Source organism: Labilithrix sp. (assembly GCA_019637155.1).
GTDB lineage: Bacteria > Myxococcota_A > Polyangia > Polyangiales > Polyangiaceae > Labilithrix.
Window position 1 is genome coordinate 320,607 of record JAHBWE010000014.1, and the last position, 11,894, is coordinate 332,500.

8 protein-coding genes are annotated in these 11,894 nt (G+C 66.4%); 6 read left to right on the forward strand and 2 right to left on the reverse strand.

The genetic code is table 11. From position 1 onward, the window contains the following. Nucleotides 1–30 precede the first annotated feature (30 nt). Nucleotides 31–2,895, forward strand: coding sequence for a DUF3160 domain-containing protein (locus tag KF837_29255; GenBank protein ID MBX3231449.1), 2,865 nt, complete (start codon nt 31–33; stop codon nt 2,893–2,895). A 213-nt stretch (nt 2,896–3,108) separates the two neighbouring features. Then, nucleotides 3,109–4,026, forward strand: coding sequence for an SAM-dependent methyltransferase (locus tag KF837_29260; GenBank protein ID MBX3231450.1), 918 nt, complete (start codon nt 3,109–3,111; stop codon nt 4,024–4,026). A 129-nt stretch (nt 4,027–4,155) separates the two neighbouring features. On the opposite strand, the gene KF837_29265 is transcribed toward KF837_29260, so the two are convergent. Then, nucleotides 4,156–4,818, reverse strand: coding sequence for a hypothetical protein (locus KF837_29265; protein ID MBX3231451.1), 663 nt, complete (start codon nt 4,816–4,818; stop codon nt 4,156–4,158). Nucleotides 4,819–6,345: 1,527 nt separating this feature from the next. Continuing rightward, the gene (locus KF837_29270; protein ID MBX3231452.1) at nt 6,346–6,861 is read right to left on the reverse strand and encodes a hypothetical protein; all 516 of its coding nucleotides are present in this window, start codon (nt 6,859–6,861) and stop codon (nt 6,346–6,348) included. 859 nt (nt 6,862–7,720) lie between these two features. Between KF837_29270 and KF837_29275 the strand changes: the two genes are divergently transcribed. From KF837_29275 to KF837_29290, 4 genes are all read left to right on the forward strand, one after another. Then, entirely contained in the window at nt 7,721–9,004 is a 1,284-nt protein-coding gene (locus KF837_29275) for a hypothetical protein (GenBank protein ID MBX3231453.1), read from the forward strand. A gap of 123 nt (nt 9,005–9,127) precedes the next feature. Next, nucleotides 9,128–9,463, forward strand: coding sequence for a hypothetical protein (locus KF837_29280; GenBank protein ID MBX3231454.1), 336 nt, complete (start codon nt 9,128–9,130; stop codon nt 9,461–9,463). 305 nt (nt 9,464–9,768) lie between these two features. Next, a complete protein-coding gene (locus KF837_29285; GenBank protein ID MBX3231455.1) occupies nt 9,769–10,317 on the forward strand; it encodes a hypothetical protein in 549 nt (182 codons plus the stop codon). Nucleotides 10,318–10,361: 44 nt separating this feature from the next. Then, nucleotides 10,362–11,735 (forward strand): hypothetical protein, encoded by a 1,374-nt coding sequence (locus tag KF837_29290; GenBank protein MBX3231456.1) that lies wholly within the window; start codon nt 10,362–10,364, stop codon nt 11,733–11,735. The last annotated feature ends 159 nt before the right edge of the window (nt 11,736–11,894 follow it).

Sequence of the window (11,894 nt, forward strand, 5' to 3'; positions counted from 1 at the left end):
CGCGCGCCCACTGTGCCGTAGGATCGAGCGATGAGCTCTGCATCCGAGCAGCGCATTCGCCTGAGCGCGGTCGTCGTCGTCGGCTCGATGGTGGTCGCGTCCTGTCACAAGCCGACGACGGTGCCGCTCGCCGGCGGGGACGCGGCGGCGCCGGCGGCCTCCTCCGTCGCGGTGAACGCTGCGCCGCCGCTGCCCGCGCTCGAGCGGTTGCTGTGTCCGAGCGAGATGGTCGACGCGGGGAGCGCGGACAACGGCGGGATCGGCCTCGGCCGAATCGACACCCTCGGCGGTGGACGCGAGGTGCCGACCGATCCTCGGGTCGACCCCAAGGGCGGCGCGTGCGCGGACGGCGACGTCGTCTGCGACGAGCTCGAGACGCCGATCTACAAGGACGACACGTGCGGCCCCGCGAACGTGAACCTGCGCAGCGCGGCGAAGGAGATCGCGGCGGGGGTGACGAAGGAGCGGGCGGTGTCGCCCGCGGACGCGCGCGTGCGCGAGCACCTCGACCTGAACCCGGCCGAGAACGAGCGCCTGCAGAAGCTCGGGTTCGCGGTCATCGATCGGCTGCGCCCCGGCGGGTACGCGCACGCGTATCACTCGATCTTCCAGGACCAGCTCCCGGTCTACGTCTCCGTCGACTCGATCCTCCACGCCGTGTTCGTCGCGAACGACACGCTGAGCGAGCAGTACGAAGTGAACGAGCTCTGGCCGCGCCTCGTGCGCGCGATCAAGGCGATGCGGCACGGCCTGGCGAAGGGCGGCGTCCGCGCGCGGTACGGCGCGGCGGTGGAGGCCGACGTCGAGATCTACCTGCGCGTCGCGTTCTCGCTCCTGCTCCAGTCGCCGATGGAGGAGGCCGAGGACGTCGCGGTGTTCGGGGCGACCCCCGACGCGGCGGCGCGGCGAGCGGACGCCGACGAGCTCTACGGGCTCGCGAAGGCGGCGGAGAGCCTCGTCACGGACCAGAAGCTGTTCGGGCGCGCGCGCGCGATCGACTTCACGCCGTTCACGCCGCGCGGTCGCTACGCGACCTACAGCGGGCCGACCCAGACGCTCCCGCTCTCCTCACGCGCGTCTTCGCCCGCGACGCGCTTGGAGCTCAGGGGCGGGCTCGCGGACTACTTCCGCGGCGCGATGTGGCTCTCACGCATCGAATTCAACCTCGTCTCGCGCGGCTCGCGGAGCTCGCACGCCGGGACTCCGGATCCGAGTGAGACGCCGCACGAGGCCCGCGTCGCGCTCGCGCTGTCGGAGCTGATCCGCGACACCGGTCAGAAGGACAACCTCGCGTTCGTGCAGCGGGCGTGGGATCGCCTCGCCGGGCCGCGCGAGGACGTCCCGCTCCTCGAGCTCGCGACCATCGCGCGGGACGCGAAGGTCACGCCCGCCGACGCGGACCCGGTCCCGAAGCTCGCGGCGAAGATCGGTGAAGGGTACAAGCGCACGGTCCGCACGCACTTCACCGCGGAGGGCGCCGGCGAGCTGCCCGTCATCACGACGCTCCTCGGCCCGCGCATCGCGCGCGACACGCGTGGCGCGACGAAGCTCGTGAAGGACGACGTGCCCGATCGCGCGCTCATGCACGCGGCCGACTTCGCGTACCTGCTCGGCAACGATCGGGCGAAGACGTACCTCGCCGCCGATCTCGGGGCGTTCCCGGCGCTCGCGAAGAACCTCGACGAGGCGCGCGCGATCGCGAGCAAGCCCGGCGGGCAAGACCTCTACGAGTCGTGGCTCGGCGCGATCCGCGCGCTCAACGCGCCGGCGCCCGAGGCCACGACGCTCCCGTCCTTCATGAAGACGCCGGCGTTCGCGGACCTTCGCCTCGACTCGACCATCGTCGCGTTCGCGCAGCTCCGTCACAACTACGTCCTCATGAACGCGCAGCCCTACGATACGTGGGGCTGCGAGATCCCGGACGGCTACGTCGAGCCCGCGGTCGAGGTCTACGACGGGCTCCTCCGCTACACGGACAAGCTGTCCGAGGCGTTCATGCCGACGACCGCGGACGCGCGGAAGACGCACGACCAATACATCAAGCGGGTCCGCACGGTGCTCACGACGCTCCGCACGATCGCGCAGCACGAACGGGCAGGGAAGCCGCTGACCGACGCCGAGCAGCGCTGGATCGCGATGGTCGCCGAGCACATCCCGGTCGGCGGGTACGGCGGCGACAGCGGCGGCCCGCCTTCGTACACGGGCTGGTACTTCGATCTCTTCCCCGACCGCTCCCACGGCGCGAAGGCCTCCGGCGAGCTCGTCACCGACGTCTACACGTCGACGCAGACCAACACGATCCTCTACCTCGGCGCCGGCGGCCCGCGCCTCGGCGTGTTCAAGGTCGACACGAACGGCCCACCGCGCCTCATGGTCGGTCCGATCGCGACGGGCTATGAGCACCTCGGCGAGCTGAGGCGCCGCTTCGAGAAGCCGGAAGATCGCGACGAGGGCGGCGACTTCGAGGCGGTGAAGGGCGCGCCCGCGGCGCCGTGGGCGGCGAGCTACACCGCGCCCGCGAGCGCGGAGCCGGACCTCGCGATCCAGACGAAGGACTGCGACGGCAAGCTCTTCGTCCGCGCGACGACCCCGGCCCGCATCGCGAACGTGCGCCTTCGCTTCCTCGACCATCACGGCGACACGCTCCTCACGAAGGACATGACGCTCGAGGCGGGCGACACGAACCTGGAGCTCGAGCTCCCGAAGGACAAGAGGGCGTGGATCGTCGGGCACGGCGTCGTCGAAGGCGTCGCCGTCCGCATCGGCGACTTCCGCGGCCTCGGCGGCGGCACCGTCTACGAGCCGGAGTGGCCCATCCGCGCGAGCGTCGCCGCGTACCAGCCGACCTCCCTCTTCGCCTTCGGACGGATGCGGACCGTCAAGCTCGAGCGCTGAGCGCGCTCGCTCGGTTCCAGTGCGTCCCTTGACGCGTTCAGTCCTCTGCCTCAATATGAACATCGGCCGACCGCTCCGGCCTCACCTCGCACTGACCGTCCCCCCACGGTCCTCGCGCGGGGCAAAGAGGGATGACCTCGGAGCCTGGTTGTTCGTCTCTTCTCCACGGTCGCCAGCAGGGGGGTGCAGGACCCGTGGCTGGAGAAGACGATCATGCCGAGCCATCTCAAGAAGCTGGTGCGCTCCCGAATGGAGAAGACAGGGGAGAGCTACGAGCAGGCGCTTCGTCACGTCCGCGCCCAGGAGGAGCGTGAGCCTACGAGCACCCCTGCCGCGGACACTTCGTACACGAAGAGCAGCGCCCGCTCGCGGAGCGTCGCCGATACGGCATTCTCCGTCGCCGCGGTGCGCGCAGAAGAGGCGGAGCGCCCGGAACCGGAGCGGCTCTTCGAGGACCCCTACGCAGCGTCGTTCGCCGCCGCAGGAGCACACGTGGCGGAGGCCACGCAGCGCTTCCTCGATCTCCCTTTCTTCCGGGACGGGATAAGGCTCCGCACGAGATTCATCGACGACTTCGTGCGTGAGGGCATCGCCGCCGGCCTCACGCAACTGGTCCTCCTCGGCGCAGGATTCGACGCGAGAGGCCTCCGCATCCCCGAGATCGCAGAGCGTCGAGTCTCCGTTTACGAGATCGACACTCCGGATCAGCTGCAGAGAAAGCGGAGCATCCTCATGGGCGCGAGAGTGAAGAGCCCCGCCACCGTGGTCCCCGTGCCTTTCGATTTCGACACAGACGATTTCGAGAACGAGCTGACGGCCGCCCTCGTAGCCAAGGGCTTTCAGCGTGACCCCGGCACCCTATACGTTTGGGAAGGTGTGATTGGCTACATCGACAGCGCCGCAATCGCGCGAAGCCTCCGCTTCATGGCAAACGCAGCCGGCCCGCGCAGCCGATTGGTATTTACGTACGGCGACGGAACGTTCGCCCCGGACACCGCGGAGACCCGTTGCCGCCAAGCCGGCTTCACCTCGTTCGAGGAGTTGGGCGGAGACGAGCTATGGCGCCGCTACCTTCCAGGCGCCCCCCACCCAAACGCGTGGGCCATGAAGCTCGGCACTGCCGCCGTCTGAAGTGCTCCGGCGATGCGTTCCTCGACCTCGACGTCATTCGGCGCGAGCTCGGACTACCGGGCTCTTTGCCATGAGCGGATCGCGTTGACGGTCGCCGCTTCTACGCCGCTTCGGCAACCTTCATCGTCGTCAGCTGATTCGGTCGACCCATAGGATGAGGCGTTCGACGGACAGGATTCGGCGATCGAGAGCGGCCTTCTCGTCTTCGTGAGGCTTGAGCGCGGCCTCCTTGTTCAGGCGAATTTGCATTCGTTCGTACCGGCGTGATCGCGGCGTGCTGAAGAATCCTCCGACGTTGGCGCCGGCTCGTCGCGCGTTGCTTCGCACTTCGCGCATCGCCACGCTCAGCTCCTTTTTCTGCTGGGCGAGCTCCTTCTTCAACGCCTTCAGGTCGGCAAGCAACGCCTTCTTCTCCTCCGGCGTATCGGGTGTCTGGTCGATCAGGGACTCCAGTTGCTCGACGATCCCCGTCAGGACGCCGACGGCCGATCGGAGGCGACGGCGCATCTCCTGGATCTCCGCCGTCATGGGCGGCGAGGAGAACGTTTTCTCGAAGAACCCTCGGTGAGCGTGGACATGCTTCGCGTGCTGCTCGACGACCGCGATCTGGTGTTCGATAGCCGGCACCGCCGACAGGAAGCTCTTCACGTGGGACGCGAACGCGTTCGCGTCCCGATCCCAGGCGGCCACGGCGGCAAACGAGTTGACGTTCTGGACATGAGCGATGAGCCCTTCCCCGACCCGAGCGTCGGGGATCGAGAATACAGGCAGCGGTGGAAGAGCGACATTCACGGTTCTTCTCCTTTTTTTCTGCGTCGTGCCGGCGAATGAGAGTGACCAATTTGGTAGATTATCCGGATCGTCGAGATCCAGCCCGAAAGGGAAGTCCCGTCGCGCATGCGACACCCCACGTCGCATGCGCGCTGATACGGCCAAAGTGATCGTCGAGCGTCCGCGTCGTGCCCACGCGGGCGTCTATCCCCGCGGCAAGCTGAAGGTTCGCGATCTCGAGACCGCGCCTGTGCGCGAGGTGGGCCGGCCATGGCGGCTCGTTCACATTCACGCGGAGATCTCGCCGCGCCTCTCCGTGCGGAGCGCGGTGCAAAGCTCCGCGAGAGCGTGTGGTGGCGAGGGGGCATCGTCTTCCACGCAGATCGGTTCGGAGGCGTGCGCCCGTTCGAGTCGGGGGCTCATGGCGGCGCTACTTCGTCTGTCCGAAGACCGGCCTCCTTCGTGTCGCGCCGCCGCGCCGTCGTGCCAGCCGCTACGCCGCCTCCAAGCGTCGCTGTCGAAGCGCGAGCTGCGCGAGCACGCCCTCACCGGCGCGAGTCCGTGCTGATGGGCGCCCGTGCGCTGCGCGTGGCTGTCCAAGGGGCGGTCAACGACCTTGATCCAGAGGGCTTGCTCAGCATGGGCGCGCCCCTCGACGAGTACGACTCCGAGATCGAGGACTTCGTCACGGCGATCACTGACGGCAAACCCATCACCGAAGGCCATGGGGCCAGATCTGGGATCGGTGGTTGGTCCCGCGAGACGCGACCGACCCCGTCTCGCCGATTTGGCTGCCAGGCTCGCGAGCATTCAGCGCGTTTGGCGCGGCGAAAGCTAAGGGCGTCACCGTGCGGAATGAGGTGATCGCTGAAGAGGACTACCTCCACGACCACTCGCTCGGACGCAGGTGCGGACCTCGCCGGCGAGCGCCGGGTTCAGGAACGTCTCGACCGCCTGGACCAGCGCGGCGATGTCCGGCCAGCGCAGCTCATCCTCGACGACCATCCGGGCATAGACCGCCGCCCACGCTCCGGGCGGCTCCGGCAGCACGCTCGGGAGCGCGTGCGTCTTCCGGGAGGAGAGGGTCTGCTCGAGCGCGCCGCGTAGGTGCGCGCCGTCGATCTCCCGAACCCGGCGAGCAGCGCGATGTCGGAGCTCCTTGACGCGCGAATTGGGCCGCGCGTCTCGAGCGGGTAGATACGGAGGGACGGCGGCGCGACACCAGCGAAGCCGAGGATGTCGTCGGCGACGATGTCGGGCTCACCGAAGATGAGCTCAGCGAGGCCGATGAGAGGCCGAGACGACGGCGATGACCTCTCGGACGCTTTGATCTTCGAGATACGTGAGCACCTGCCACGAGAGCGGAACGGGCGCGTCCGGGGTCACCGGCCTTCCTGGCGGAGCGGTGAAGATGGTCGCCGCCCGAAAGGCGTTACCTGCACCGACGCGTAGGCCGACCATGAGCGTCGCGAGCGAAACGAGCGGCGCGGCGACAACAAGTACGTGCGCCATCGCGATCCAGCCCTCACTCGCACATCGTGACGCCGATCACCGCCATGCCCAGCAGCTCTTGCACGACAACAACACGATGGTGCTGGCGACGAAGAGGGCACTGGCGCTGGCGAGTATGATCGTGCCCGCGGTGCGGGATGACTCCGAGTCACAGATCATCCCGGTGGCGCAGGTTACGCCCGCGCCGGCAGCGCCCGCGACGAGACCGGCCTCGACGATCACGAAGGCCGTTCGAGCTGACGCACCCGGATCGACGCGCTCGACGGCGATACCTGTGCCATCAAAGTGGCAGACGCCGGAAGGTTCGCAGTTCGTGGCGATCCATCGATGGACGGGGAGCTCGCCCGAGACAGTCGTGACCTTCTCGTCGCCACGGAGCGTCGTGGCGACGCCCTCTTCTGTCGTGACCGGAGCTTCTCCGCGAGAGCCGACTTCGACGGACACCCGCTCGACTTCGGCGCTGCTCAACCGCAAGACGCGATGGGCGCAACCCGAGGAAGCGGCAACGCACGCGATGCCCACGAAGAAGTGAAGCCCGAATCGCATCCTCAACGGCCCTGTCTTTTCCAAGACCTTCTCTCGCTTGGCATGTTCCTCAGCGTAGCGCAATAAGCGTTGGAGCCTGACGGATTCAAACGCGGTTCGGATGAAGCTCGGGGGGGCGCGGCGATCGGCTCACACCCGAGCTCGGGGTGCTTCCGGCGTGCGCGTGGGGTTCGGCGTGGCGTGAAAGGCGCGGATAAGGCGCGTTGATTCGGCTCGCGGATGGACGTCGTCGTCGACGGCCGACGGGCGTCCTTCTTCTTGTCGGCTCATTGAGCTCATGTGGCGTCGACATCCCCGGCCCAGACATGATGGTTGGACCAGCCGTCACGCTATCTCACGGGTTACGGTGGCAGGCCTGTTGAGCATCGCCGGCGCAGAGCCGCATGCGGAGGCTGGTCCAATGAAAGAAGTACGATTTTGTCGGTCTCGACGTCCATAAGGAGAGCGATCACCATCGCCCTCGCTGAGGGCGGCGGCGGCGGTCCACAAGTCGTTGCCACGATCGCGAAGGGCCGTGCACCGATCGCGACCGCGACTACGCTGCTCGAGTGAGCACGATACCCGAACGCAGCTCGCGGAGAGCGCGTTCCTCCGCTCCTATCGTCGTACGCTCTGCCGACTTCCCCATAGGCGACCGCCATCGCCTCGCCGCTGTCGCGGCTCCGTCCAAGGGGGTGATTGCGTGACCGCGTACAACGCTGGTCACCGGCAATGCCTGCTCCGCAATCTATTATTTGCGAAATTGTGAATGTGATGCAGTTGTCAATGAAGCGCCGGCCGATTTGGCGCGCAACACGAGACTGGTCAGAACGCGAACGATTGACGAGACCGCCGACGCACGAAGCGATGTGGTAGCTTCGACATCATGAGCTGGTCGGCGGACTGGAGTGTCCCGCATTCGCGAATCGACGAGGCGACGCTGAAGAACGCGCTCCAGGCCGCGTGTCGCGCGGCAGGGCATCGGCTCGATCGCCTCGTGGCGGTGGACGGTGACTTTACGCGCGCCGGCATCGCGATCGGCGACAAGGTGGGTTGTCTCGAATGGCATGCGAATACGCCGACCGAATCGTCTGAGCAAGCGTGGGACCGCGAGGCCATTAGCGCCATGCTCGACGTCGATGATGAGGAGCTCGACGACGACGGCTACCCACGTGACGAGTACCTCGAGCCGTGCTCGTTTCTCGGGCTCTCGGCGCCGACGCTTGCGAGCGTCGAGATCGTCGGTGAGGGGCGTGGAGCTATCGTGCTCGATCGCCACCGAAACGTCGCCCGCCTTCGTCGCGTCATCGCAAGCGACGAGCTCGAGGACGCATTCGTCGCCGGAACGGCCGGCCTTTCCGGCATCGTACGCGCGCAGGGTCGGACATTCGCGTTCGGAGGGCCCGCCCTGCTCTATGTCGACGGAGTGCGCGTCGACACCGGGATCGAGGAGCATCTCCAACTCACGGCGTTTCATCCGATCGACGCACGCACGGCCGTCGCCATCACCGACGACGGGGCGGTGTGGCGGCTCGTCGACGGCCGCGCTACGCGGCTTTCCGAGATCGTCGCTCCCGACGGCACCGCCGGATACTGGGACAATCCCTTTTCGATCGCTGCGCGGCAGGACGAGCTTTGGATCGGCAACGGGAGCGGCATGCTCTACTGCATCGGCGGTGACGGCGTGCGCGTCATGGAAGGTGTGGGCGCCGATCGCGTCGTCATCGGGAGCGACGACCGGATCTGGCTGCTCTACGGCGGCTCTCTGCTCGTCGGGGATGGCGAGCGTTTCGTCGCGGTCGACTCGCCGCTCGAGTTGGAGGCGCTTGCCGCTGCGGAGGGCGGTCGAGTCGTGGCGTTTTCGACCCGGGGGCCACGACCGAATGCACGCGCGGCGATGTTGGTCATCGATTCATCAGGCACGAGAGAGACGCCGCTCACGGTTCATCCGACCTTCTTCAAGGAAGCGGTATGCACATCAGGCGACCTCGTCTGGGTGACGACCTACGACAGTCTCGTCGCGATCGATCCCGGCGGCCCGCCACACACGCGAATGAGCCTCCGCTCGACGCGCGACGACAACGCCGACGACGAAGTGTGGAGCGCAATGGTCGCGATCGGAAACGCGGTCGCCCGTCAGCTCGGCGGCTGGGACGTAACGCGTCCCTGAACCAGCCGACTCCGACTCCGACGGAGCGTAGGAGGCGGCGTCCCGCTGACTGCTGAAACTTGAGGTGGCGGTTCCACCCGGCCCCGAGGGAATCTCGGGGTGCTTTCCCAGAAAGGAACCGCGATGAAGAAGCCTGCCAAGGAACCGTCTCGAGGCCAAGCGTCGTTGTGGACGCAGCTGCTCATCCCGCTCGCCGCGCTGGTTCGCGGCGACCTCCTCGCCCTCGTCCACCAGCTCGGGATGCAGGCCCGTCGCCGCGATGCTCGAAGCCGAACGGGGACGAAGCTCTGCGGGGAGCGCTACAAGCACGATGCCTCACGCCGCGCAACGCGCTATCCCGCCTCTTCAAGCAGGGGATACACAAGTTCGCCCAGCGCCGAGCAGCGCGTTGACAATAGAATGACAACGGCGCCCGACCCTTCCGAGCCGGACGCCGCTTTCACCAACGAGCCCAAGTAGTTGGAATTGTAGGCGCGATTGGGGTTGAACCAACGACCCCTACCGTGTCAAGCGACGCTGCCCCGTTTCCGACCGTTACGCATCGCTACGAGAGCAGGGGAAAACCGACGCAGGCGTTTCCTAAGCGTTCCACTCGTTACGGCGCGTTTCGGCCGAAGTGGGGAGGTTAGTGGGGAGGATTCGCCCGCAGGTGGGGAGGATCGGCGGGGACGGACAACAGCGCTTGGCCCACACCCAAGCCCATTCGGGACCGAGACGCTGCGTTTTGAACGACGCCGGTTGGGCGTCGCTTAGTATCGAGCGCGATGAAGGTACTTCACCTTGGCTGGTCCGTTTGGAACGAGGGGCAGCAACTGTCGACTGCCCGGCCCGAATCGCGCTGGTCCTATTACTGGCAGGGGCGACGAACCGGTCAGATGCCATTCGCGGGGACGGGCAAGGCTGCGATGGACGTTCTAAAAGAATACGTCTTCGAGGAGGTGAGGCGCTCCGACTTCAAAGCTGCTCCGTCGCGGCAACGGTGTCTATTCGCGTTTCCCCCGCAGGTCTTGAGAGAGGACGAGGCCGTCGCGACGTTGGAGTCGATGGCGCTCGTCCGATCGCCAACGGTTCAGGCGTTCTGGAAGAAGGGCGTTTGGAAGGTATTGATGGAGCTTGAGCTCGCTGGTGGCGCCGTTCACATCGGTGACTCCAAGCTGCTCGATTGCAGCCACCTCACCGTCGAGCAGATCGAGACCGAAGCCGGCAAGTACTGGCGCGGGGAAGGCAACACCGACGAGCTGCTGTACGAAGGACCCTTTCGGGTAACTCGCATGGTGAAGAGCTTCGAGCCTCAGGTCCTTGCGCCCCGGTGAGGGTCTGATGAGCCGCTCGCGCCCTGAAGTGGTAGATCGCGAGAATGGATCTCTTCACGCCGGTCGTCAGTGTTGATCTCCAGCATCAGAACTTCAGGCGGCTGACGTCGGAAGGACGCGAGCCTGAACGCGACGTCCTCCGGCGATGGGCGACCGACTTCCCCGATCGCGACGGCAAGTTCGTCAAAGAGTTCCAGACCACGTTCAACTCGTGCTTCTGGGAGCTCTACCTCCACGCGACGTTCCGTGCATCTGGTCTCACCCTCGACTTCACGAAGGCGGCGCCAGACTTTTCGGTCGACTCGGGCGCGACCGCTTTCACGGCGGAGGCGGCCATTGCGAGCCACGCGGCGGGCTTCGCAGCGGAGTGGGAGGTCGACCCCGCAGAGGAGCTGTCTCCGGAACGCAAGCGCGCCGTGCTCGACTATGCCTCGATTCGGCTCGCGAATGCTTTTGACGGCAAGCTCCGAAAGTTCCGGACGAGCTACTCGCGCTTCGACCATGTCGCCGGAAAGCCGTTCGTTGTGTGTCTCGCACCCTTCGAGCAGCCGTACTCGTATCTACTCGCGGAGCGGGGTCTCCGACGCCTGCTATACGCCTTTGACCTGCCCGTGTTCGTCGATGACGACGTGACGGGAAAGCGAGTCATCGTCGGCTCGTCCACGCCTGAGCGCGTCTGGAAGTCGTCAACGGCCGACGTCCCCTTCGGGCTCTTCACCGACGCGCGGGCAAGCGAAGTGAGCGCGGTCATCTACAGCAGCGTGGCGACATTCGGAAAGGTGCAGGCGCTGTCCGAGTCAACTCGCCCCGCGGTCTTCACCGCGGTCCGCTACAACGCGACTGGCACGCAACCGTTTCTCATCCACGCGCCGCGAGACCATTACGAAGAAGGTCTGTTGGACGGTCTCCACGTCTTCCTGAATCCGTATGCCGCTATCGCCTTCGATCCTTCGATCTTCGATCCTCGAGAGGTCGCCATCCACCACGGCTTCGACGACGAGCTCGGGATCGTTCGTACCTCCATGCCTCATGGGTTCCTCTTCAGTCGAACCGTCATGACTTTCGGGCCGACCGACCCGGCTAAACACGGCCCCTCGCCGGCAGGGAGTCGCGGGAAGCTTGCCGAGCTGGAACCGTGGCCGGAGGGAGAACTGCGCCCGATTGGTGGCTCGTTCACGGCGTACTCCAAAATCCACCTCGCCCACTATGCGGGGTGGACGATCCTCGTCGCGCACGATCGCTTCGACGACGAGTGGGGCGCTCAAGCGACACGCGGAGTGTACAAGGATCTTTTCGCGTACATGCAGGGCTCGAAAGGCGATCCGGACTCGTTCATGGCGCCCGGCTTCTTCGCGAGCCGAGATGAAGCCTTCTCGGCCATGAAGAACGAGATCGACGAGCTACCGAAAAAAGCGTGAGGGGCGGCGCGGCGGCTTCACCTCGCGGCCAACCTGAGCCTCATCCGCGCTCTTGCGTGCCGGCCGTTGGTTCTTCCGGAGGCACGTCTTCCCGGGCACACTCGGCTGGGCAAGACGCACCTCGAACCGGCGCGATCTTCTAAAGGTGACGCCATCTTG

Coding starts and splice junctions, on each gene's coding strand:
- KF837_29255 (MBX3231449.1), top strand. CDS start 31: ATGAGCTCTGCATCCGAGCAGCGCATTCGCCTGAGCGCGGTCGTCGTC.
- KF837_29260 (MBX3231450.1), top strand. CDS start 3,109: ATGCCGAGCCATCTCAAGAAGCTGGTGCGCTCCCGAATGGAGAAGACA.
- KF837_29275 (MBX3231453.1), top strand. CDS start 7,721: ATGAGCTGGTCGGCGGACTGGAGTGTCCCGCATTCGCGAATCGACGAG.
- KF837_29280 (MBX3231454.1), top strand. CDS start 9,128: ATGAAGAAGCCTGCCAAGGAACCGTCTCGAGGCCAAGCGTCGTTGTGG.
- KF837_29285 (MBX3231455.1), top strand. CDS start 9,769: ATGAAGGTACTTCACCTTGGCTGGTCCGTTTGGAACGAGGGGCAGCAA.
- KF837_29290 (MBX3231456.1), top strand. CDS start 10,362: ATGGATCTCTTCACGCCGGTCGTCAGTGTTGATCTCCAGCATCAGAAC.